Origin of the sequence: Cytobacillus firmus, from assembly GCF_023715565.1 — a bacterium.
In the GTDB taxonomy this organism is placed as follows: Bacteria; Bacillota; Bacilli; order Bacillales; family Cytobacillaceae; genus Cytobacillus; species Cytobacillus firmus_C.
The window spans coordinates 78,156-100,646 of sequence record NZ_JAMBOJ010000001.1 but is presented as its reverse complement, the minus strand read 5'-3'; the positions used below and the strand labels follow the sequence as shown (position 1 = coordinate 100,646).

Below are 22,491 nucleotides of genomic sequence, written 5' to 3'. Positions count from 1 at the left end.
AACATTCAGAATGACTCAAGAAACAGTTATATCCATTGCAGAAAGAGGGATCATCACTGTATTGATGATTTGCGGTCCCTTGCTAATTCTGGCACTAGTAGTCGGTTTGGTTGTCAGCATCTTTCAGGCAACAACGCAAATTCAGGAACAGACATTGGCTTTTATTCCTAAGATCGTAGCGGTTCTTGTCGGTGTTGTTTTCTTTGGACCATGGATGCTTAGCCATATGCTCTCGTATGCAAATGAGATTTTTTCTAATTTGACCAGGTTTGTAGGCTGATGAGATGTTAGATTTTCTGCCTTTTTTTCCTGCCTTTTTACTTATTTTTGTAAGGGTGACATCTTTCTTTTTAATGATGCCCCTTTTTTCATACAGATCCATCCCAGCATCACACAAAATTGGCCTTGGCTTCTTTTTGGCATGGATTATGTTCCTCGGAATGGATGTCCCGGCTCTTGAAATTGACGGCACGTATTTTCTTTTAATAATAAAAGAAGCATTGGTAGGGGTGATGGTTGGATTTATTGCCTATTTGATCCTATCAGCCATTCAAATTGCCGGAGGATTTATTGATTTTCAGATGGGTTTTGCCATTGCGAATGTAATTGATCCGCAGACAGGAGCACAGAGCCCCTTAATGGGACAGTATTTGTATACGGTCGCTCTCTTCTTTTTATTAACTGTCAATGGCCACCATCTCATGCTGGACGGAGTGTTTTACAGCTATAATTTTATCCCGCTTGATCAAGCATGGATTTCTTTCGGGGATGAAAATATGACTGAATATGTCATTAAAGCTGTGAATACGATGTTCCTTATCGCCTTTCAGATGTCTATCCCTGTTGTCGGAAGTCTTTTTCTTGTCGATGTCGCATTAGGAATTGTCGCCAGGACAGTTCCGCAGCTAAATGTCTTTGTCGTCGGACTTCCTTTAAAGATAGGCGTCAGTTTTATTGTTCTGATCATCGTTATGAGTGTATTAATATATGCTTTTTCCTTAGCAATTGAAACGATGCTGCAGACAATGAGAGGGCTTATGGAGCTTATGGGAGGTTCATAGAATGAAGTTATTGCTTTCTTTAGATCTCCAGCTGTTTTCCGGAGAAAAAACAGAAAAAGCCACTCCGAAAAAGAGGCAGGATTCCAGAAAAAAAGGACAAGTAGCTAAAAGCCAGGATGTTAATACAGCCATCGTCTTATTAGCGGTGTTTCTGTTTTTGCTGTTTGCCGGATCGTATTTGAAGAATATCATCCTTTATATATTTACGCATTCATTTAATGATTACATGATGATGCCCCTGACAGAGGTGAATGTTCAGGTGATCTTTCTTGATGTTTTAAAGGAGCTGGTGCTTTTTTTAGGTCCGATCATGCTGATTGCTATGCTTGCGGGTGTAGCTGCTAACTTTATGCAGGTAGGTACTCTTTTTTCAACAGAAGCCATACAGCCTAAATTGGAGAAACTGGATCCAATAAAAGGCTTTAAACGCATTTTTTCGATGAGGGCGATCGTAGAGCTGCTGAAATCAATGCTTAAGATTGCTTTTGTAGGTCTCGCTGCGTTTACGGTTCTTTGGTTAAGAATAGATGAAATATTAATTCTTTCTCAAAAATCAGTTGGAACGGCAATGGCCACAATTGCCAGCCTGACCGTTCAAATGGGATTAATTGCTTCAGCGGCACTTCTAGTTTTATCCGTCATGGATTATCTGTATCAAAAATACGATTTTGAAAAAAACATCCGCATGTCAAAACAGGACATTAAGGATGAACACAAAAATATTGAAGGTGATCCGTTAATTAAATCCAAGATTAAGCAAAGACAAAGGGAAATGGCAATGAGAAGAATGATGCAGGAAGTTCCCAAAGCAGATGTGGTTATCACAAACCCAACGCATTATGCCATAGCTCTGATCTATGATGAAACAAAAAGTGATGCTCCCATTGTAGTGGCGAAAGGTGTGGACTTTGTTGCCCAAAAGATTAAATTAATCGCAAAGGAGCATGATGTGATTGCTGTAGAAAACAGGCCGCTTGCCAGGTCTCTTTATAGTCAGGCTGAAATAGGCCAGGCCATCCCAGAAGAATTTTTCAAAGCTGTTGCAGAGATTTTAGCTTATGTATACAGAACCAAAAACAAAATTTAACCAGAGAAATATGAAATAGCTGGTCTTAGGAAGCTGTTGAATGGGGCTGCCAAGGCGCCTTCCGCTTTTCTTGTAAGGAGAGAGTTTCAATGCAAGTAAGAGACTTATCAGTATTGATGAGTGTAATTCTAATAGTAGCCATGCTTATTATTCCTTTCCCGCCCTGGCTTTTAAGTGTACTGATAATCATTAATATTGCGCTTGCACTCATGGTATTGCTGACGGCCATGAATATGAAGGAAGCGCTCGAATTTTCTATTTTCCCTTCCTTAATCTTGTTAATGACATTATTCAGGCTGGGATTGAATGTTTCTACTACCAGATCAATTTTATCCGATGGGGAAGCGGGCAAGGTCGTTGAAACATTTGGTTCATTCGTAACCGGAGGCAATGTCATAGTCGGCCTCGTAGTATTCCTGATACTCATTATTATTCAGTTCATCGTCATTACTAAAGGGTCTGAGAGGGTTTCTGAAGTGGCGGCGCGTTTTACACTTGACGCAATGCCGGGTAAACAGATGAGTATTGATGCAGACTTAAATGCAGGGATGATTTCTGAGCATGAAGCCCGTGAACGCCGTGAAAAAATTAGCCGTGAATCAGATTTCTACGGTTCAATGGACGGTGCGAGCAAATTTGTAAAAGGTGATGCCATAGCAGGAATCATTATCACACTTATTAATCTATTATTTGGTATTGTCATTGGGATGATGCAGCTCGGACTTCCGTTTGCAGAGGCTGCCGTTAGGTATTCAACGCTGACGGTTGGGGACGGAATTGTCAGTCAAATTCCGGCACTGTTAATTTCAACTGCAACCGGTATTGTTGTAACAAGGGCGGCGTCAGATGGAAATATTGGTAAAGATATTACTTCCCAGCTGTTTGCTTATCCGAAAATGTTATATGTTACTGGCGGAACTATCATTCTGCTGGGAGTGTTGACCCCAATAGGCCTAATTTTAACCCTGCCGATTGGCGGCTTGATGATATTTGGCGGATATTCGATAGCTAAGACTCCACAGCCGGATAAAGACCAGCTTCTCGAGCTGGACGAAGAAATTGAAACAGATGAAATGAAAAGTCCTGAAAGCGTGGTTAACCTATTAAATGTAGATCCGATAGAATTCGAGTTTGGCTATGGGTTAATACCTCTTGCTGATACAAATCAGGGCGGGGACCTTCTGGACAGGATTGTAATGATCAGAAGACAGCTGGCAATTGAACTGGGTTTGGTCATTCCGGTAGTTAGGATACGTGATAATATTCAGCTCCAGCCAAATGAATACAGATTGAAGATTAAAGGAAATGAAATGGCTCGCGGGGAGCTCCTTCTCGATCATTATTTGGCAATGAGTCCCGGTATTGAAGATGAAAGCATCGAAGGAATAGATACGATTGAGCCTTCCTTTGGCCTGCCGGCAAAATGGATAACAGAAGAAATGAAGGAGCAGGCAGAAATTTTCGGCTATACAGTCGTTGACCCGCCATCCGTTGTTTCTACTCATATAACAGAAGTAATAAAAAGCAATGCTCATGAATTATTAGGCCGCCAAGAAACGAAACAGCTAATTGACCATGTTAAGGAGAGCTATCCGATTCTTATTGAAGAAGTTACACCAAATCCATTGTCCGTGGGTGAAGTTCAAAAGGTGCTTGCAAAACTATTGAGGGAAAATGTTTCTATCCGGAACTTACCGGTTATTTTTGAAACACTTGCCGATTTTGCCAAATCGACAAGTGATACAGATTTGCTTACAGAATATGCCCGTCAGGCATTAGCCAGACAAATTACCAACCAGTTTTCACAGCAGGGTGACTCTATAAAAGTTGTGACCCTTTCAGGGAGAGTCGAGAAAATGGTTGCAGAAGGTGTTCAGCAGACAGAACATGGCAATTATTTATCCATGGATCCAACAGTATCGCAGAATATTCTTGAATCCATTGCTTCCCAGGTTGAACAGCTATCATTAATGGAGCAGACGCCAATTGTCCTATGTTCTCCAGCTGTCAGAATGTATGTCAGGCAGTTAACAGAAAGGTATTTTCCGCAAATACCGATCCTTTCCTATAATGAGCTGGAAGCGAATGCAGAAGTTCAAAGTGTCGGGGTGGTGAATATAGATTGAAGGTAAAAAAATACATGGCAGCTTCCATGCCTGATGCAATGAAAAAAATACGCGCGGAACTGGGTAAAGAGGCCGTAATATTAAATTCACGAGTAGTATATACCGGAGGGGTTTTAGGTTTCTTTAAAAAAAGAAATATAGAAGTGATGGCAGCAGCTGATCCAAATCAGGAAATAGAGCAAAAACCCGCTGTTAAGCCCACATCAATTCCTGCCGCTTCAAGTCAATTCAAAGCAAACACTGAAAAGTATCAATTTCCCGGGTCCGGAACATCAGATGAGCTGATTAGAGAGATAAGCAGTCTGAAACAAATGATGTCCTCATTGACCGGCGGACAGCAGATGAGTACTGTGTACCCTGAAGTGATAAGAAAAGTCATTCACTTTATGAATGAACAGGGAATTGACAATTCTATTCAGGCTCAGCTACTTCAAGTATTGCTGGAAAAATGGTACCTGGGCGGTGCCAAAGCTAAAGCTGCTGAAGTGGAAGCCTGGCTGCATGAGGAACTTAAGAAGCAAATTGAGGATTTACAATTCAGCGGGATTTCATTCACCAAAAAATATATCAATGTAGCAGGACCTACTGGCGTAGGGAAAACAACTACCTTGGCGAAGATGGCAGCGGAGTGTGTGATTAAACATAAGAAAAAGGCTGCATTTATCACTGCCGACACCTACAGGATCGCGGCGATCGATCAATTAAAAACATATGCAGGCATCCTGGATATACCATTAGAAGTTTGCTATACAATGGATGACTTCAGGCAGGCAGCAGAGAAACTGAAGGAATATGACATTGTTTTAATAGATACAGCCGGAAGGAATTTCAGAAATCGGCAGTATGTAGAAGATCTAAAGAATGTGATTGATTTTGAGAAGGAAATGGAAACCTTTTTAGTACTTTCTCTTACGGCAAAACAAAAAGATATGGAAGAAATATACAATCAATTTTCAATTATAGACATTGATAAGCTAATCTTCACAAAGGCAGATGAAACGTCAACTTACGGAGCCATGTACAACATAATCCATAAGTACAAAAAGGGTGCAGCTTATATTACAAATGGTCAGGATGTTCCTGATGATATCCTCATGGCAGAGCCGGAAGCTATTGTGACACAACTAATGGGGAATAAGAAATGATCGATCAGGCAGAAAGGCTAAGAGCAAAGCTGAAAGAAGAAGTAAGCCAAAGTCATCCGTTTAAAACAATAGCAGTGGTAAGCGGAAAAGGGGGAGTGGGGAAATCAAATTACTCTTTGAATTTCTCTATTTCCCTATGCAAAAAGGGCCACAGAGTATTGTTATTTGATTTGGATATCGGGATGGGGAATGTCGAGATTTTAATGGGAAGATCAGCTCAATACTCCATAGCTGATTTTATAAAAAAGGATATACCTTTAAAAAATATTATTTCAGAGGGACCATTTGGACTGAATTATATTGGCGGGGGGACTGGTCTTTCACATATTCTGAAACTCGATGATATGCAAATTTCAAGATTTACCGGAGAACTTTCCCAGCTCATCCGTAACTATGATTATATCATTCTTGATATGGGCGCAGGCATTACAGAGGAATCGGCAAAGTTTATACTCTCAGCTCAGGAGGTTGCGGTCATTACGACACCTGAGCCGACGTCTATCACTGATGCCTACTCAGTAATGAAGCATATACATCTTATGGATGATAGTATTCCATTTCATTTGGTCATTAACCGGTCTGATGGAGAGAGAGAAGGACAGGAAACATATAAGAGGATTGCTGCTGCTGCATCTAGATTTTTAGGCAGGGACACTGATCTCTTAGGAATTATCCCGGATGATCGCAGTATACAGCAGGCTGTTAAACGGCAAATCCCTTTCATTATTTATCGGGAAAATTCAGCCGCATCAAAAGCGATTCGGACTATGACTGAGAAAGCTGGAGCTGAGCCGGGCGAACAGGCTGGTGAGCATCATCCTTCACAATTTATTTCAAAGCTAAAAAAATTTCTTTTTAATAGGGGGTGAATCAGCATGAACATCGTTAAAGTGCTTGTGATAGATGATTCAGCCTTTATGAGAAAACTGATTTCGGATCTCCTGTCTCAAGATGAGAGAATTCAAGTTATTGGGACGGCAAGAAACGGAGAAGAGGGCTTAAAGAAAATAAAAGAATTAAACCCTGATGCAGTTACCTTGGATGTTGAAATGCCGGTCCTAAACGGACTGGAAGCTCTCAAAATAATTATGAAAACTATGCCAGTCCCTGTAGTTATGCTTTCAAGCACAACGAAGGAAGGTGCTGAAAACACCTTTACAGCTATGGAATATGGGGCAGTAGATTTTATTGCGAAGCCATCTGGGACAATCTCCCTGGATCTGCATAAGATAAAAACTGAATTGACAGATAAAGTCGTGCAAGCAAGCAAAGCGAATATTAAAGAGCTGGCTGATTTTTCAGGTATTGGAAAAAAAACTGCCGAACTAAAGATTAATTATAGTAAAATAGAACCATGTCGATCTATTCAGATTAATCATTCTGATAAAGCGAACCTTAACGTCAAACAGCTTATCTGCATAGGAACTTCTACTGGAGGACCGCGGGCACTTCAAAAAGTGCTGGTTGACCTTCCAGGTAACCTAAATGCACCGGTTCTGATTGTACAGCATATGCCTGCCGGATTTACGAAGTCATTGGCAAGTAGGCTAAATGGATTATCGGCGCTATCGGTTAAGGAAGCCGAGGAGGGGGATATTCTTGAAAACGGTACAGCCTACATTGCTCCTGGCGGCTTTCATCTGACAGCAGCTAAGTCAGGAAAAGATCTTGTTATTCATCTGAATGAATCACTGCCAAGGAATGGACACAGACCTTCGGTTGATATGATGTTGGAGTCTATAAGTGAAATTAATGGGTTCAGAAAAATTGCTGTCATAATGACAGGAATGGGAGCAGATGGCAAAAAAGGCTTGATGGCACTGAAGAAAAGCGGTGAAGTAAAGGCTATCGCTGAATCAAAAGAATCATCCATAGTATATGGAATGCCAAGAGCAGTGATTGAGTCTGGCCTGGCGGATGATGTGCAGCATATTGAACGTATTGCAGAATCCATATTGAAATTTGTATAAAGCCGAGGGGGCAGGCACATGGAGATGAACCAATATTTAGAGGTGTTTATCGAAGAAAGCAAGGAGCATTTGCAGTCGTGCAATGAACAGCTTCTTGAATTAGAGAAAAACCCTGATGATATAAAAATAGTTAATGAGATTTTCAGGTCAGCTCATACGCTGAAAGGCATGTCGGCCACTATGGGCTATGAAGATCTCGCAAGTCTAACTCATCAGATGGAAAATGTTCTTGATGCTATCAGAAATCAGAAGATTAAGGTAAATGCTGAAATTCTCGACGTCGTTTTTCTGGCTGTTGATGATCTTGAAGCAATGGTCCAATCAATTGCAGAAGGCGGAGATGGCAAAAGGGATGTTTCCATAGCTGTTGATAAGCTGATGCTCATTGAAAAAGGGGAAAGCCCTGCATTATCAAAAGGAAGAGCCGAAACGGCAGCAGCTATTTATGAACCGCAGGGTCTGGTCAAAAGTACATATGACGATTTCGAATGGACCGTGATTCAGCAATCGAAGGAGCAGGGCTTTGAAACCTATGAAATATCCATAGCCTTGCGGGCTGATTGTCTGCTGAAAGCAGCCAGAGTCTTTATGGTTTTTGAGGTCCTCGAGAAAAGTGGTGAAGTGATCAAAGCCACTCCTTCTGTTGAGCTGCTTGAAGAAGAGCAATTTGATCAGGAATTCTCTGTAACAATTGTAACCCAAGAGACACCCGAAGTTCTCCGTCAGAAACTTCTAAAGGTCTCAGAAGTCGACAGGATAGATGTGCTTGAGGTTTCTATTGGAGATTACATCTCCCGGGAAGCTGTGAAGGAAGAAGGTACTCTGCAGCCTGAAATGGAAGAGAAGACAGATCGTGCTTCAGATATGCCAAAAGATGAAAAGAAGACGCCTGCAGCAAAAAACGTAAGCAACAAAACCATTAGGGTGAATATCGAGAGACTGGATATCCTTATGAACCTGTTTGAAGAATTGGTTATTGACAGGGGCAGACTTGAACAAATATCCAAGGAATTGAACAATCAGGAACTTCATGAAACTGTTGAGCATATGACAAGGATTTCCGGAGACCTGCAGAATATTATTTTGAATATGCGCATGGTCCCAATAGAAACAGTATTTAATCGTTTTCCTAGAATGGTCAGACAATTAGCAAGAGATTTAAACAAAAAGATCAATCTCGAAATTGTTGGTGCAGATACCGAGCTGGACCGAACGGTTATCGATGAAATTGGCGACCCTCTTGTTCACTTAATCCGAAATGCATTGGACCACGGTGTTGAAACACCGGAAGTCCGTAAAGCCAATGGGAAAGGTGAAGAAGGAAATGTCATTCTAAAAGCTTATCACAGCGGCAATCATGTATTCATTGAAATAGAGGATGATGGCGCAGGCATAAACAAGGATAAGGTTATAAAGAAAGCAATAAATAATGGCATCATTACAGAGCAAACGGCTTCAACACTAACGGACAAACAGGCATATGAACTTATCTTTGCCTCAGGGTTTTCAACTGCGGATAAGATCTCGGACGTTTCAGGACGGGGTGTAGGTTTGGATGTTGTCAAAAATACAATTGAGTCATTGGGAGGATCCGTTTCAATTGATTCAAAAGTTGGACAGGGATCCATATTCTCCATACAGCTTCCTTTAACTTTATCCATTATTTCTGTGATGCTAGTTGAGATTGAAAAGGAAAAATATGCTATTCCTCTATCCTCTATTATTGAAACAGCTATTATCCGAAAAGAAGACGTCTTAAGTGCACATAATCAGAAGGTTATTGATTTCAGAGGCAAGGTTGTTCCGCTCCTTTCATTGAAAGAAATCTTTGAGGTGCCATCTGACAATCATGAGGATGAATTCATTTCCGTTGTCATCGTCAGAAAAGGGGATAAGATGGCCGGATTAGTGGTGGATTCCTTTATCGGCCAACAGGAAGTCGTTTTAAAATCACTTGGAAACTACTTAACAAGCGTGTTTGCCATTTCCGGAGCAACTATATTAGGAGATGGACAGGTTGCCCTGATAGTGGACTGCAATGCATTGATTAAATAAATGAATTTTGACGAGGAGTGAACAGGATGAGTGAGACGACTGCGGACTTAAAATTGATTGTATTTCAGCTGAAAGATAAGGAATATGCAATTCCGGTTAATCAGGTGCGTTCCATTGAAAAAGTTGAGCATATTACCCGGGTTCCTCAAACAGTCGGTTTTGTTAAAGGAGTAATCAATTTAAGGGGTGTTGTGACACCTATCATTAGTCTCAGAAGCAGATTTAATCTTAAAGAGGCTGAATATAATGAGCATTCACGAGTCATCATCGCAGTATTGAACGATATGGAAGTCGGATTGATTGTAGATTCTGCAAATGATGTGATTGATGTGGCGCCTGAATCTATTGAACCCCCTCCGGACGTAATCGGTTCAGAAGAGGCGGATTTTATCAAGGGTGTTACAAAAATCGAAAAACGGTTATTTATTCTAATAGATTTGAAAAAAGTCTTGAATCCTGAAGAATTAACAGCTCAGGATGAAAAAGGATTAGCGGGATGAATTTTTTAGAAAAAAATATCAGCAGCATGCAATTGGATATTCTTAAAGAAATCGGGAATATTGGTGCGGGTCATGCCGCTACTGCATTATCAACGCTGCTTAATAAAAAAATTGATATGTCTGTCCCTGATGTAAGAATTGTTTCTTTTAATGAAATGATCGACATGGCAGGAGGTCCGGAAAATGTTGTAGCAGGGGTGTTTCTAAGGATAGAAGGAGACGCCCCTGGCAGCATGTTTTTTGTCCTTCCTCTTACACAGGCTGAAATCTTTATTCGGGAACTGCCTGGAAACATTCCATTCTGTGCAGATGAGCTGACATATGATGAACTTGCTCTATCCGCGCTTCAGGAGCTTGGCAACATTCTATCAGGTTCATATTTATCTTCGTTATCGGATTTTACTAAGCTGTCACTTTTCCCTTCGGTGCCGATGATAAGCATTGATATGGTGGGGGCAATTATCGGAACGGGTCTAATGGAAATTTCGCAGATGAGCGATTACGCCATCGTAATTGATACAGCTTTAAATGATGAGCTTCAAAATACGGATGCTGTTAATGGCCATTTCTTTCTGCTGCCAGATCCTGAATCATTTCAAATAATCTTTAAGGCATTGGGAATTCATGATTATGAATAGTATTCTAGAAATTATAAAAGTGGGCATAGCAGATATGAATATTGTTAAGACCCCTGGATTAATCAGGACATCAGGCCTTGGTTCCTGTGTCGGTGTGGTTCTTTATGATCTTGGTTCAGAAATTGCCGGGATGGCACATATTATGTTGCCTGATTCATCTCTTGCAAAAAATACAAGCTTCAATTCAGCTAAATATGCTGATACTGCAATTCGGAATTTAATGAGCCTGCTGGAGAAAAAAGGTGCAAAAACTTCTCGATTAAATGCCAAAATTGCCGGCGGAGCCCAAATGTTCCAATACTCCTCCGGAAGTGACTTAATGAGAATTGGCCCTAGAAATGTGGAAGCAGTTAAAAAGGAACTAAATTCCTTAAAGATTGCTCTTTTAGGTGAAGATGTTGGCGGGCATAGCGGAAGAACAATCGAATTCAATCCTCAAACAGGGGACCTGATGGTACGGACTGTTAATAAAGGCCAAATTGTTATTTAAACTTTCGTTTCAGTGTGGGCAGATACAGCCTTATATAAATCGTCTTAAAAATCTTAGATGCTGCAGAATGACTCAGCCAGCCATACAAGCTGATTTCTCTCCGGCTTAAATATTGATCTCACCAATTATTTCTTCGTAAGACCCCCTTATTTTGGAAAAGAACTGAGCAGTTTAGAGTGAAAGTTAATATTTTTATAGAAAAATTTTGATATACTAACAATAATTAATAGAAATGGAAACGTTTGAGGAGGATGGCCGTGGCAGACATGATAACCGAAGAAAGCACATACTGGGCTAAATGGGTCGACTCTCGTGATGCTCAAGCGGGGAATTTTCTTGTGAAAAAATATTTGCCTCTTGTAAGCTATCATGTTCAGCGAATATCCGCTGCCCTGCCGAAGAATGTTTCAAGAGACGATATTCGCAGCCTTGGGCTAATGGGTTTATACGATGCGCTGGAAAAGTTTGAGCCTGCAAGAGATTTGAAGTTTGATACATATGCTTCGTTTCGAATTCGCGGTGCCATTTTAGATGGATTAAGAAAAGAAGATTGGCTTCCCCGAAGTACAAGGGAGAAGGCGAAAAAAATTGAAGCTGCCACTGAGAAGCTGGAGCAGCGGCTGATGCGCAATGCAACAGTTTATGAAATTGCTGAAGAAACTGATATGCAGGAAGAAGAAGTATATTCTGTTATGAACGAACATTTTTACGCAAACATCCTCTCAATTGATGAGCAGCCTGATTCAGAAGAAAAAGATGCCAGTTATTCAATTAAGGATGAAAAAGCAATCATTCCAGAAGAAAAGGTATTAAGAAATGAAATCTTGGAAGAAATGGCTGAAAAAATCTTACAGTTAAATGAAAAAGAGCAGCTTGTGCTAAGTTTATTTTACAAAGAGGAATTAACTCTTACAGAAATTGGCGAAGTTATGGGCCTATCAACATCCCGTATATCCCAAATCCATTCAAAGTCAATTTTTAAGCTTAGGCAGCTGTTGGAAAAAGCCATATAGTCTTATGCCATTTCTTTCTTCAAAGGAAGGAATCAGCATGGAAAACCAATTTCAACTTTTAGTTGATGCTCACGGTTTATCTGCATGGATACAGCCGGTAGATATTGATGAACTGGATGGAACAGTCCAATCTGAAATGATCCATAAACTGCTTGCTGACGAAAAGGTCATTTTCGGTGTTAGCGAAGAAGTAATCCAGAGAATCTGCAGAGATCCGTTCTCAGTGGAATATCCCATTCAAATAGCCAAAGGACTTCCTGCAGAAAATGGCAGTGATGCATATCTATTAAATGAAGTCTCTTATGACCGGAAAACGGGCAGAAAGAGATTTAATTTTAGAGATGTTCTCCATATCCCATCTGTTACACAGGGTCAGCTTCTGGCCTCTGTTATTCCTGCTACCCCCGGTGCTTCCGGAAAGAATATTTTTGGTGAGCTGATACCGGCAATGGATGGAAAGTCTTTAAGAGTCAAGGCCGGTGAAAATGTTATTGTAAATGGCGGCAAATATTATTCGCTATTAGATGGACAGGTTAGTTTCACTCAGAACAGCATTTCAGTTAATCCTGTGTATGAGGTTAAAGGAGACCTTGACTTGAAAACAGGCAATATTAATTTTGTCGGGAATGTTGTGATACGCGGAAATGTTCCTGCCGGTTATGAGATTAAAGCTGGAGGTGACATCATTGTTGCCGGTATAGTTGAAGGCTCTTTCCTGCAGGCGGATAATAACGTCCTTGTTACTGGCGGAATTTCAGGCAGACATAAAGGTTCAGTAGTTTCGGGAGGTTCTGTTCATGCAGCATACCTGAATCAGGCAAATGTGAAAGCGGAACAAGACGTAATTATCCAAAAGTCAATCCTGCACAGCCATGTTCAAGCTGGCGGAGCCATTAGATGCAGTGGTGCATTGGCTATTGGAGGAAAGCTTCAGTCCGGGTCCGACATTGAAATCAGAGAACTGGGCAATCACTTATTTACTAAGACAGAACTTTTTGCTGGAATGGACTCTAATTCCAATATGGATAGCATCCAAAAAGAACTAGTAAATGAAACAGCCAAACTTCACGAATCAATCAAAAAACTTGATAGTATCGAAGGCAGACTAACAGAAATGGCAAAGCTGACAGGAAAGCTGACAGATGAACAAAGAATAATTATTCTCAAGCAACGGGCTACAAAAGCTCATTTGCAGAATAAATTAAGCAAAATAAATGAAGATCTGGCTGTATTGGAAAGAGAAAAAGAAGAAAAAATGAATGTTTCAATCCTTATTTACGGGCAGATCTATCCCAACACTTCAATTCATTTTGGAAAGTATTCAAAAGTGATTCGGGAAACTGTCAAATCTTTAAAGTTTCATTTTCTAAAAGGAGAAATTAGAAGTGAACCGTTATCAAGGATGTGATCTGGGATGAGTTTGAAATCAATAGAACTTCAGATAGCACTTCCCAGAACGTTCGAAGCTGGTAAAATTCAGGATCAGCTTCAGCAGAGGGGACAGACCATCAGTGGGTTTGCTTCCGACAGTACACAGGAAAATGCTGAAAAGCAGCGGAAAACTGTGGTAAAACAGGAGCATAAACAAAATGTCAAGCTTGGCCACGATGACAGTGAAAGTCACAAAGAGGCTGGAGAACAAGATCGGAAAGAAGATCAGAAAAAAGACAGCAATGACAGACAGAGCCATCCATACAAAGGGAAGGTTATTGACTACAGCGGATAGAGGGATATCATGACAGCTTTTCTATTAGCTATAAGCCTGCTATTAAATATTGTAGCCTTATTAGCCATTATTCTACTTTATTTGCGTCAGAATAAACTAATGGATACAGAGAAGAAACAGGAAAAAGTGCTTATTGAAATGGAAGAGGTTATATCGGCGTACCTTGTTCAAATGAAAGAAGAAAACGATGATTTTATTAGCAAGCTTTCGAACATTAATGTGAAAAACGATCCTTCTATAAAAGAGAAAATCACTCCAGTAAATTTGGACATTAAAAAAGATCAAGTTATATCTAAAGCAGATGATAAATCAATGCCATTAGCCAGAGCGTCCATTTACCAGGCATCTGCAGCCTACAAACAAAATTTGAGGGCAGCTGAGGATAAATTGAGTGAAAAGGAAAGATTAAAGGAGCCTGAATCTGTCACGCGGTCAGATAGAAGTCACTCAATTAAGGAAACAAATCCTTCATCAATAAATGATCAAGTATACATTCTGAAAAAACAGGGATTGAGTGTGGGGGATATTGCCAAAAAATTAGGCAAAGGGAAGACTGAAGTCGAGTTAATGCTGAAATTTCGTCAAAATCAGCAAGAATAGCTTGATTGTGAAAAACACTTATGCTATATTAACAAATGGTGTTAATACACACGCTTATGGATTTAGCCGGATGGTGCTGTTTACATGCAGTTGCCGGCTGAAAATGATATAGGCGGAGGAAATAAAAACCATTAGGAGGAAACACAAATGTCAGTAATTTCAATGAAGCAATTGCTTGAAGCTGGTGTACACTTCGGACACCAAACACGCCGCTGGAACCCAAAGATGAAGAAATATATCTTCACTGAGCGTAACGGCATCTACATCATCGACCTTCAAAAGACTGTTAAGAAGGTAGAAGAAGCTTACAACTTCGTTAAGGAGCTTGCTGGAAACGGCGGTACTATCCTTTTCGTAGGAACTAAGAAACAAGCTCAAGATTCCGTTAAGGAAGAAGCTATCCGTTCTGGTATGTACTATGTGAACCAGCGCTGGTTAGGCGGAACTTTAACAAACTTTGAAACAATCCAAAAGCGTATTTCTCGTTTGAAGGATATCGAAAGAATGTCTGAAGATGGTACTTTCGAAGTTCTTCCTAAAAAAGAAGTTGTTCAATTGAAGAAAGAGCAAGAGCGCTTAGAGAAGTTCTTGGGCGGAATCAAAGACATGAAGGGCCTTCCAGATGCCCTATTCATCATTGATCCTCGCAAAGAACGCATCGCTGTTGCAGAAGCACACAAATTAAACATCCCTATCGTTGGTATCGTTGACACTAACTGTGATCCGGACGAAATTGATGTTGTTATCCCTGCAAACGATGATGCTATCCGTGCTGTTAAATTATTAACAGGCAAAATGGCAGATGCTATCCTTGAAGCTAAACAAGGTGAAGAAGTTACAACTGCTTAATAGAAAAACGGAAGCGCTATGTAGTGCTGGGGCTATACAGCTCTAAGTTGCTTTTTTCTTGATTTAAAGAAGGTGATAAGAGGGAGCACCCTTTATCACCTTTTTTTAAAGAAAAAGGCAACGTTTAGTTTTCTATATAGTAATAAATGGTAAAGATAATATTACATAACTTATTAAGGAGGATATCATAATGGCAATTACTGCTCAAATGGTTAAAGAACTTCGTGAAAAAACAGGCGCAGGCATGATGGACTGCAAAAAAGCACTTCAGGAAACTGAAGGTGATATGGAAAAAGCAATCGACTTCCTTCGTGAAAAAGGAATCGCTAAAGCTGCTAAAAAAGGTGACCGTATTGCTGCAGAAGGTCTTACAACTGTTAAGGTTGACGGAAACGAAGCGGTTATCCTAGAAGTAAACTCTGAAACAGATTTCGTTGCTAAAAACGAAGGCTTCCAAACACTTGTTAAAGAAATCGCTGATCATTTACTTGCAGCGAAGCCGGCTTCAGTAGAAGAAGCAGTTGGCCAGACAATGGCTAACGGTGCAACTTTAGAATCACACATCAATAGTGCAATTGCTAAAATCGGTGAGAAGCTTTCTCTTCGCCGCTTCGAAATCAAAACAAAAACTGACAGCGATGCTTTTGGTGCATACCTTCACATGGGCGGACGCATTGGTGTGTTAACAGTTCTTGAAGGAACAACTGACGAAGATGCAGCGAAAGATGTTTCAATGCATATTGCAGCCCTGAACCCTAAATATGTATCCCGTGACGAAGTGTCACAGGACGAAGTAGAGCGTGAGCGTCAAGTATTGACTCAGCAAGCTCTTAACGAAGGCAAGCCTGAAAACATCGTTGCTAAGATGGTTGAAGGCCGTCTTGGCAAGTACTTCGAAGATGTTTGCGTAAATGACCAGGCTTTTGTTAAAAACCCTGATCAAAAAGTTGGCAAATTCGTTGAATCTAAAGGCGGAAAAATCCGTGAGTTCGTTCGTTATGAAGTTGGAGAAGGCATCGAAAAGCGTGAAGACAACTTCGCTGAAGAAGTAATGAACCAAGTTAAGAAGTAATTTTAATAGTAATTAATCAGCTATAATTCAGGGAACACTTTGTGTTCCCTGTTTTTCAAGAATGAGATAGATTATAAATGCAGCAAATAGCGCCTTTAAGCGCTTGAGCTTTTTATACTACATATGGAGGTTCTTATGAGCAGCCCAAAATTCAAACGCGTGGTCTTGAAATTAAGTGGAGAAGCTTTAGCAGGAGAGCAAGGTTTCGGAATTAATCCTTCAGTGATTAAATCAATTGCTTCACAGGTTAAGGATCTGGCTGAACTGGGTGTCGAGGTTGCTGTTGTAGTTGGCGGCGGAAACATTTGGCGAGGAAAGATCGGAGAAGAAATGGGTATGGACAGAGCAAATGCAGACTATATGGGTATGCTTGCAACTGTAATGAACTCATTGGCATTACAGGATAGCCTCGAGAATCTTGGAGTAGAAACGAGAGTTCAAACTTCAATCGAGATGAGACAGGTTGCTGAACCATACATCCGCAGAAGAGCCATCCGCCATCTCGAGAAAAAGCGGGTTGTAATCTTTGCTGCGGGAACCGGAAATCCTTACTTCTCTACTGATACTACAGCAGCATTGCGAGCTGCAGAAATTGAAGCAGAAGTAATTCTTATGGCGAAAAACAATGTGGATGGCGTCTATTCAGCTGATCCTCGTGTTGATAAAAACGCAAAGAAATACGATGAACTTTCCTATCTTGATGTATTGAAAGAAGGATTGGCAGTTATGGATTCAACTGCATCATCTTTATGCATGGATAACAACATTCCGTTAATAGTATTTTCAATCATGGAAAAAGGCAATATTAACCGCGCCGTAATGGGTGAAACAATCGGAACAATCGTTAGGGGGAAAAAATAATGCCAAAACAAGTTATTTCAGATGCACAAGAAAGAATGACTAAAGCAATTTCAGCTTATACAAGGGAGCTTGCGAGCATCCGTGCAGGTAAAGCCAACGCTTCTTTGCTTGACCGCATTACTGTTGATTACTACGGTGCGCCGACTCCTGTTAACCAGCTTGCCGGGGTGGCCGCTCCTGAGGCCCGCCTTTTAGTAATAACGCCTTATGACAAAACCATTCTGGGAGAAATTGAAAAAGCCATCCTTAAATCTGATATCGGCTTAAATCCCTCAAATGACGGCAGTGTAATCAGACTGGCTATTCCGCAGCTAACAGAAGAGCGCCGTAAAGAGCTTGTTAAAGTTGTTAAAAAGGAATCAGAAGAAGCAAAAGTTGCCATCCGCAATGTTCGCCGCGATGCTAATGATGACCTGAAAAAGCTTGAGAAAAATGGGGAGATCACTGAAGATGATCTTCGCGGTTTTTCTGATGATATTCAAAAACTTACTGATGATCATATCAGCAAGATTGACGATTTAACAAAAGAAAAAGAAAAAGAAATCCTTGCAGTCTAATTTATTCTATAGTTAGAACCCTCTATCAATAGGGGGTTCTTTTACTCTTTAGGAGCATACATAATCTGATCAGGCACTAACGCGCCAACTCTGCTGTTATATACGAAGTAGGAAGATTCCTAACCTGAATTAACTTTCTGGTAACATACTCTTTTATAGAGATATATTTAATTATTTTTGGTATGATATTATCATGCGGAAAGAGGCAATATCATTATTTTACCATTAGAATAATCTCTAAAAGATACTATGACTGAAATTCAACTATCAATCAGCGGGAAAAAGCCCCTGCCGATTGAAGTTTCACACTTTGTCTTTTATCGGAGGATTAACCTATTTTAAAGGAGCAGACTTATGTTTGATAAAATGAAGTTATGGAAGTCCCAAAACAGTTCTTCCAATCTCCGAGAGAGAGTTGAAAAAATAAAAGAATTACAAATACCTGAGCATCTTGCCATCATCATGGATGGGAATGGCAGATGGGCTAAAAAACGAGCGCTCCCGAGAATTGCCGGCCATCATGAGGGAATGAAGGTCGTCAGAAAGATCACCAGATTTGCAAGCGATATTGGAGTGAAGACTCTAACCTTATATGCATTCTCAACTGAGAATTGGAAACGTCCTAAAATGGAAGTGGACTTTCTTATGAAGCTGCCAGAGGAATTTCTGGGAACTTTCCTTCCTGAATTGATAGAAGAGAATGTACAGGTAAGAATGATTGGTTATTTTGACCACTTGCCTGCTCATACACGCAATGCAGTTTCCAAAGCGATGGAAGAGACAAAAAATAACACCGGCTTGGTGCTGAACTTTGCATTAAATTATGGGAGCAGAGCAGAAATACTTGAAGCCGTCAAGCGTGTCTTAAATGATTGCAAAAGTGGTATAATGAATGAAAATGAATTGAATGAAGAAAAATTCTCATCTTATCTTATGACAGGCGGTCTAAAAGATCCTGATCTTCTGATACGTACAAGCGGTGAAATCAGATTAAGCAATTTTATGCTCTGGCAGCTTGCATACACGGAATTCTGGTTTACGGATGTCTTATGGCCGGATTTCAATGAAGAACAAATGCTTGAAGCGATCGAAGTATTCCAAAGCCGCCAGAGGCGTTTTGGAGGAGTACAATAAAGGTGTTGAAAATTGAATGAAACAGCGTATTATCACAGCTATTATATTTGGAGCAATCCTCCTGCCGATCATTATCCTTGGAGGCATGCCAATCATCATCCTGGCATATTTGCTGGCATCCATTGCCCTATTAGAATTATTGAAAATGAGAAATTTAAGTTTATTCTCGATTCCAGGCATTATTTCTTTATTATTATTGTGGATTTTCCTTTTGCCTAAAGAATTTCAGTCAATCCTGGATGATATGAATTATACAAAAATTGAGGTAGCTCTTTTTGGAGTGCTTCTTTTCTTAACGTATACAGTCGCGACAAAAAACAAATTTACTTTTGATGATGTGGCTTTTTCGATTATGTCAACTTTATATGTGGGCATAGGGTTTTACTATTTTATGGAGACCCGCTTCGCCGATCAAGGCCTGACCTACCTCTTTTTTGCACTTTTCCTTATTTGGGCCACAGATTCAGGTGCCTATTTTATAGGGAAAGCTATGGGGAAGAAGAAGCTTTGGCCTGAAATCAGTCCAAATAAGACTGTTGAAGGTTCTCTTGGCGGTGTAGTCTGTGCTCTGGCAGTAGCGGTGTTATTTATTATCTTTACAGATATTGATGAATCTCTGCTTGGGTTATTAGTAATTACAGCAATTCTGTCATTGTTTGGTCAAATAGGGGATTTAGTGGAATCAGCATTAAAACGTCATTATAATGTAAAAGACTCAGGAAATATTTTGCCTGGCCATGGAGGAATTCTAGACCGTTTTGACAGTTTATTATTCGTCCTGCCATTGCTCCACTTTTTTCACCTGCTGTAATCCTATTGGCAAAAAAATTATACATTAGGATACTAGATAATTGTTCAGCTCCGGCGCCAGCCACTCCGATCATAAGCCGTGCCTGCATAAATGCAAAGAACGCCTTAAGTGGGCGTGGCTTATCTATGCTTGTCGGGGTGGGCAAGGCGCTTCCGCTTTTCTTATAAGGAGGAGACTATGAAACATATCAGTTTGATGGGGGCAACAGGGTCTATTGGAATACAGACCCTCGATATTATTAAAGAGCACCCCGAGGATTTTAAGCTGGCAGCCATGTCTGCCGGGAGGAATATTAATCTAGCCAGGAAGATTATATCTGACTTTCAGCCGGAACTTGTCTCCCTATCTGAAAAAAGTTCCGCAGATATTCTTAAAACAGAGTTTCCCGGCATAACATTTACATATGGACATGAAGGTTTGATTGAAGTTGCCGTTTACAAAAAATCAGACATACTGGTTAATGCTGTATTAGGCAGTGTAGGCCTTAATCCTACCCTGCAGGCGATTGAGGAAAAGAAGACAATCGCCATCGCGAATAAGGAAACCCTTGTAACTGCCGGCCATTTGGTCATGGAAGCAGTAAAGCGGAATGGTGTACCCCTGCTTCCTGTAGATAGTGAACACTCCGCTATTTTTCAATCTATACAGGGGGAAAAAGAAAAAAATATTGACAGGCTCATATTAACAGCTTCTGGAGGCAGTTTCAGGGACCGCTCCCGCAAGGAACTGGAAAATGTGACTGTTGAAGAGGCGCTTAACCATCCGAATTGGTCAATGGGAGCAAAAATCACCATCGATTCTGCCACTATGATGAATAAGGGACTCGAAGTTATTGAAGCACATTGGCTTTTCTCCGTGGACTACAGTAAAATAGATGTCCTTCTTCATAAAGAAAGCATTATCCATTCCATGGTGGAATATCATGACAGCAGTGTAATCGCACAGCTTGGCACACCGGATATGAGAGTACCAATACAATATGCTTTAACATATCCTGACAGGCTCCCGCTGCAAACAGCAAAACGGCTGAATCTTGCTGAGATTGGCAAGCTCCATTTTGCAAAAATGGACTTTAATCGTTTTCGTTGCCTGAAATTTGCCTATGAAGCCGGAAAAGCTGGCGGATCAATGCCAGCCGTATTGAATGCTGCGAATGAAGCTGCTGTTGCTGCATTCCTGGATGGAAAGATTACCTTCCTGCAAATAGAAGATTTCATCGAAAGAGCAATGAGCAGCCATGACATCATCTCAAATCCAAGTCTGACTGAAATTCAGGAATCAGATCTGGAAACGAGGAGATTTGTCAGCTCGCTTCTATAAGCTTGTGTTCAAGTGCTGAAAAATGTGTAAAAGCTGATAAATTAATGCACTTACCAGCGGCAGTTGAACAACCTCTAAAAAAAGGTGGTTAAAACTTGAGTACAGTAATAGCCTTTATTGTTATATTTGGGGCACTGGTATTTTTTCATGAACTCGGACATTTAATATTCGCAAAAAGAGCAGGAATACTCTGCCGGGAATTTGCAATTGGATTTGGGCCAAAGGTGTTTTCCTTTAAAAAAGATGAAACAGTATACACAATTCGTCTTCTGCCCATCGGCGGGTTTGTCCGCATGGCCGGTGAAGATCCTGAAATGGTGGAAATCAAACCAGGCTACCGCATCGGCTTAATCCTTGATAAGAACGAGGAAGTAAGCAAAATTGTATTAAACAACAAAGATAAGTATCCTGATGCAAGAATCGTTGAAGTTGAGAATGCTGATATTGAACATACCCTTGCAATAAAAGGTTATGTTGAAGGAGAAGAGGATGAGTCCCTCCAAATTTTCAAAGTCAGCCGTTCAGCTGTACTGGTTGAGGACGGGACTGAAACGCTCATTGCTCCGTATGATCGTCAATTTGCATCAAAGACCTTGGGTCAGAGAACAATGGCGATTTTCGCGGGTCCAATGATGAATTTTGTTTTGGCTTTTATCGTTTTTGTTCTAATAGCCTTATTGCAGGGCATTCCAACTAATGAACCTGCCCTTGGCAAGCTGACGCCTGATGGTGCAGCATATGAAGCTGGGCTAAAGGAAGGCGATATGGTTCAAAGTGTGGATGGAGCCGAAATTTCAAGCTGGTCAGATGTAGTTGAAATCATTAGAAAGAACCCAAGTGAAGAACTCGAATTTTTAGTGGAAAGAAACGGCCAGGAACATACTATAACGGTAACACCAAAGGTTCAGGATGTAGAAGGCGAAAAAATTGGAATCATTGGTGTTTATAGCCCGATGGAAAAATCGCCATTAAAGGCTATTACCTACGGAGCTAAAGAAACGTATTTCTGGACAAAAGAAATTTTTGTTATGCTGGGCAAGCTTGTCACTGGACAGTTTTCAATTGATGCATTATCTGGCCCGGTAGGCATTTATGTTTCAACAGACACTGTAGCTAAATCCGGCATCTACTACCTGATGAAATGGGCAGGAATCCTAAGCATAAATCTGGGAATTATGAACCTGCTTCCTATTCCGGCTCTTGATGGCGGAAGGTTAATGTTCTTTGCAGTCGAGGCAGTAAGAGGGAAGCCGATTGACCGCCACAAAGAGGGAATGGTCCATTTTATTGGATTTGCCCTTTTAATGTTACTAATGCTTGTGGTTACTTGGAACGATATTCAGAGGTTTTTCCTTTAAACAAATCAGTGCAGCGCAACATTCCTGCATGAAAAATATGTGCAATATCATTTAATTCAGACAAAAAACGGGTTCCAAAATGGAATCCGTTTTTTCAATCACTATTTCATACGATATG

Annotated in this window: 23 protein-coding genes; all 23 read left to right on the top strand. The window is 40.5% G+C overall.

Translation table 11 applies throughout. The features are described from left to right. Nucleotides 1-10: 10 nt before the first annotated feature. The 23 genes from fliQ (at nt 11) to rseP (ending at nt 22,373) form a co-directional block, all read left to right on the top strand. Nucleotides 11-280, top strand: a complete 270-nt coding sequence (gene fliQ / locus M3205_RS00475) for a flagellar biosynthesis protein FliQ (RefSeq protein WP_251168135.1) — start codon at nt 11-13, stop codon at nt 278-280. Nucleotides 281-284: 4 nt separating this feature from the next. Beyond that, nucleotides 285-1,061: a flagellar biosynthetic protein FliR gene (gene fliR / locus M3205_RS00470; RefSeq protein WP_251168134.1), complete on the top strand. Its 777-nt coding sequence runs from the start codon at nt 285-287 to the stop codon at nt 1,059-1,061. 1 nt (nt 1,062) lies between these two features. After that, nucleotides 1,063-2,148 carry a flagellar biosynthesis protein FlhB gene (flhB, locus tag M3205_RS00465; RefSeq protein WP_251168133.1) on the top strand — a complete coding sequence of 362 codons (1,086 nt, stop codon included), beginning with the start codon at nt 1,063-1,065 and terminating at the stop codon, nt 2,146-2,148. An 89-nt stretch (nt 2,149-2,237) separates the two neighbouring features. Next, nucleotides 2,238-4,274, top strand: coding sequence for a flagellar biosynthesis protein FlhA (gene flhA, locus M3205_RS00460; protein ID WP_251168132.1), 2,037 nt, complete (start codon nt 2,238-2,240; stop codon nt 4,272-4,274). Next, nucleotides 4,271-5,419, top strand: coding sequence for a flagellar biosynthesis protein FlhF (gene flhF, locus M3205_RS00455; protein WP_251168131.1), 1,149 nt, complete (start codon nt 4,271-4,273; stop codon nt 5,417-5,419). Before flhA ends, flhF begins: the two co-directional genes overlap by 4 nt. Beyond that, nucleotides 5,416-6,288 (top strand): MinD/ParA family protein, encoded by an 873-nt coding sequence (locus M3205_RS00450; protein WP_251168130.1) that lies wholly within the window; start codon nt 5,416-5,418, stop codon nt 6,286-6,288. Before flhF ends, M3205_RS00450 begins: the two co-directional genes overlap by 4 nt. A 6-nt stretch (nt 6,289-6,294) precedes the next feature. After that, nucleotides 6,295-7,389 carry a protein-glutamate methylesterase/protein-glutamine glutaminase gene (locus tag M3205_RS00445; protein ID WP_285885892.1) on the top strand — a complete coding sequence of 365 codons (1,095 nt, stop codon included), beginning with the start codon at nt 6,295-6,297 and terminating at the stop codon, nt 7,387-7,389. Nucleotides 7,390-7,407: 18 nt separating this feature from the next. After that, nucleotides 7,408-9,444, top strand: coding sequence for a chemotaxis protein CheA (locus tag M3205_RS00440; RefSeq protein WP_251168129.1), 2,037 nt, complete (start codon nt 7,408-7,410; stop codon nt 9,442-9,444). Nucleotides 9,445-9,470: 26 nt separating this feature from the next. Then, on the top strand, nt 9,471-9,944 hold the full coding sequence (locus M3205_RS00435; RefSeq protein ID WP_251168128.1) for a chemotaxis protein CheW: 474 nt from the start codon (nt 9,471-9,473) through the stop codon (nt 9,942-9,944). After that, nucleotides 9,941-10,582 (top strand): chemotaxis protein CheC, encoded by a 642-nt coding sequence (locus tag M3205_RS00430; RefSeq protein ID WP_251168127.1) that lies wholly within the window; start codon nt 9,941-9,943, stop codon nt 10,580-10,582. Before M3205_RS00435 ends, M3205_RS00430 begins: the two co-directional genes overlap by 4 nt. Beyond that, a complete protein-coding gene (locus M3205_RS00425; RefSeq protein WP_251168126.1) occupies nt 10,575-11,072 on the top strand; it encodes a chemotaxis protein CheD in 498 nt (165 codons plus the stop codon). The genes M3205_RS00430 and M3205_RS00425 overlap by 8 nt, the downstream gene beginning before the upstream one ends. Before the next feature lie 257 nt (nt 11,073-11,329). Continuing rightward, nucleotides 11,330-12,085: a FliA/WhiG family RNA polymerase sigma factor gene (locus tag M3205_RS00420; RefSeq protein ID WP_311315673.1), complete on the top strand. Its 756-nt coding sequence runs from the start codon at nt 11,330-11,332 to the stop codon at nt 12,083-12,085. 37 nt (nt 12,086-12,122) lie between these two features. Next, complete coding sequence (locus M3205_RS00415; protein ID WP_251168125.1) at nt 12,123-13,493, top strand: DUF342 domain-containing protein; 1,371 nt, start codon at nt 12,123-12,125, stop codon at nt 13,491-13,493. 6 nt (nt 13,494-13,499) lie between these two features. Next, entirely contained in the window at nt 13,500-13,811 is a 312-nt protein-coding gene (locus tag M3205_RS00410; RefSeq protein WP_251168124.1) for a hypothetical protein, read from the top strand. Nucleotides 13,812-13,820: 9 nt separating this feature from the next. Continuing rightward, on the top strand, nt 13,821-14,411 hold the full coding sequence (locus tag M3205_RS00405) for a DUF6115 domain-containing protein (RefSeq protein ID WP_251168123.1): 591 nt from the start codon (nt 13,821-13,823) through the stop codon (nt 14,409-14,411). Between the two features lie 147 nt (nt 14,412-14,558). Next, nucleotides 14,559-15,260 carry a 30S ribosomal protein S2 gene (gene rpsB / locus M3205_RS00400; RefSeq protein ID WP_251168122.1) on the top strand — a complete coding sequence of 234 codons (702 nt, stop codon included), beginning with the start codon at nt 14,559-14,561 and terminating at the stop codon, nt 15,258-15,260. A 190-nt stretch (nt 15,261-15,450) separates the two neighbouring features. Beyond that, nucleotides 15,451-16,332 carry a translation elongation factor Ts gene (tsf, locus tag M3205_RS00395; RefSeq protein ID WP_251168121.1) on the top strand — a complete coding sequence of 294 codons (882 nt, stop codon included), beginning with the start codon at nt 15,451-15,453 and terminating at the stop codon, nt 16,330-16,332. Nucleotides 16,333-16,467: 135 nt separating this feature from the next. Then, entirely contained in the window at nt 16,468-17,193 is a 726-nt protein-coding gene (gene pyrH, locus M3205_RS00390) for a UMP kinase (RefSeq protein WP_251168120.1), read from the top strand. Next, nucleotides 17,193-17,750: a ribosome recycling factor gene (gene frr, locus M3205_RS00385; protein WP_251168119.1), complete on the top strand. Its 558-nt coding sequence runs from the start codon at nt 17,193-17,195 to the stop codon at nt 17,748-17,750. Before pyrH ends, frr begins: the two co-directional genes overlap by 1 nt. A gap of 354 nt (nt 17,751-18,104) precedes the next feature. Beyond that, nucleotides 18,105-18,884 carry an isoprenyl transferase gene (locus M3205_RS00380; RefSeq protein WP_251168118.1) on the top strand — a complete coding sequence of 260 codons (780 nt, stop codon included), beginning with the start codon at nt 18,105-18,107 and terminating at the stop codon, nt 18,882-18,884. A gap of 16 nt (nt 18,885-18,900) precedes the next feature. Then, entirely contained in the window at nt 18,901-19,695 is a 795-nt protein-coding gene (locus tag M3205_RS00375) for a phosphatidate cytidylyltransferase (protein ID WP_251168117.1), read from the top strand. A gap of 177 nt (nt 19,696-19,872) precedes the next feature. After that, nucleotides 19,873-21,015, top strand: a complete 1,143-nt coding sequence (gene dxr / locus M3205_RS00370) for a 1-deoxy-D-xylulose-5-phosphate reductoisomerase (protein ID WP_251168116.1) — start codon at nt 19,873-19,875, stop codon at nt 21,013-21,015. 95 nt (nt 21,016-21,110) lie between these two features. Next, complete coding sequence (gene rseP / locus M3205_RS00365; RefSeq protein ID WP_251168115.1) at nt 21,111-22,373, top strand: RIP metalloprotease RseP; 1,263 nt, start codon at nt 21,111-21,113, stop codon at nt 22,371-22,373. The last annotated feature ends 118 nt before the right edge of the window (nt 22,374-22,491 follow it).

Bases quoted from the DNA above. Each gene is read 5' to 3' on its own strand.
- fliQ (WP_251168135.1), top strand. From the start codon at position 11: ATGACTCAAGAAACAGTTATATCCATTGCAGAAAGAGGGATCATCACT.
- fliR (WP_251168134.1), top strand. From the start codon at position 285: ATGTTAGATTTTCTGCCTTTTTTTCCTGCCTTTTTACTTATTTTTGTA.
- flhB (WP_251168133.1), top strand. From the start codon at position 1,063: ATGAAGTTATTGCTTTCTTTAGATCTCCAGCTGTTTTCCGGAGAAAAA.
- flhA (WP_251168132.1), top strand. From the start codon at position 2,238: ATGCAAGTAAGAGACTTATCAGTATTGATGAGTGTAATTCTAATAGTA.
- M3205_RS00450 (WP_251168130.1), top strand. From the start codon at position 5,416: ATGATCGATCAGGCAGAAAGGCTAAGAGCAAAGCTGAAAGAAGAAGTA.
- M3205_RS00445 (WP_285885892.1), top strand. From the start codon at position 6,295: ATGAACATCGTTAAAGTGCTTGTGATAGATGATTCAGCCTTTATGAGA.
- M3205_RS00440 (WP_251168129.1), top strand. From the start codon at position 7,408: ATGGAGATGAACCAATATTTAGAGGTGTTTATCGAAGAAAGCAAGGAG.
- M3205_RS00435 (WP_251168128.1), top strand. From the start codon at position 9,471: ATGAGTGAGACGACTGCGGACTTAAAATTGATTGTATTTCAGCTGAAA.
- M3205_RS00430 (WP_251168127.1), top strand. From the start codon at position 9,941: ATGAATTTTTTAGAAAAAAATATCAGCAGCATGCAATTGGATATTCTT.
- M3205_RS00425 (WP_251168126.1), top strand. From the start codon at position 10,575: ATGAATAGTATTCTAGAAATTATAAAAGTGGGCATAGCAGATATGAAT.
- M3205_RS00415 (WP_251168125.1), top strand. From the start codon at position 12,123: ATGGAAAACCAATTTCAACTTTTAGTTGATGCTCACGGTTTATCTGCA.
- M3205_RS00410 (WP_251168124.1), top strand. From the start codon at position 13,500: ATGAGTTTGAAATCAATAGAACTTCAGATAGCACTTCCCAGAACGTTC.
- M3205_RS00405 (WP_251168123.1), top strand. From the start codon at position 13,821: ATGACAGCTTTTCTATTAGCTATAAGCCTGCTATTAAATATTGTAGCC.
- rpsB (WP_251168122.1), top strand. From the start codon at position 14,559: ATGTCAGTAATTTCAATGAAGCAATTGCTTGAAGCTGGTGTACACTTC.
- tsf (WP_251168121.1), top strand. From the start codon at position 15,451: ATGGCAATTACTGCTCAAATGGTTAAAGAACTTCGTGAAAAAACAGGC.
- pyrH (WP_251168120.1), top strand. From the start codon at position 16,468: ATGAGCAGCCCAAAATTCAAACGCGTGGTCTTGAAATTAAGTGGAGAA.
- frr (WP_251168119.1), top strand. From the start codon at position 17,193: ATGCCAAAACAAGTTATTTCAGATGCACAAGAAAGAATGACTAAAGCA.
- M3205_RS00380 (WP_251168118.1), top strand. From the start codon at position 18,105: ATGTTTGATAAAATGAAGTTATGGAAGTCCCAAAACAGTTCTTCCAAT.
- M3205_RS00375 (WP_251168117.1), top strand. From the start codon at position 18,901: ATGAAACAGCGTATTATCACAGCTATTATATTTGGAGCAATCCTCCTG.
- dxr (WP_251168116.1), top strand. From the start codon at position 19,873: ATGAAACATATCAGTTTGATGGGGGCAACAGGGTCTATTGGAATACAG.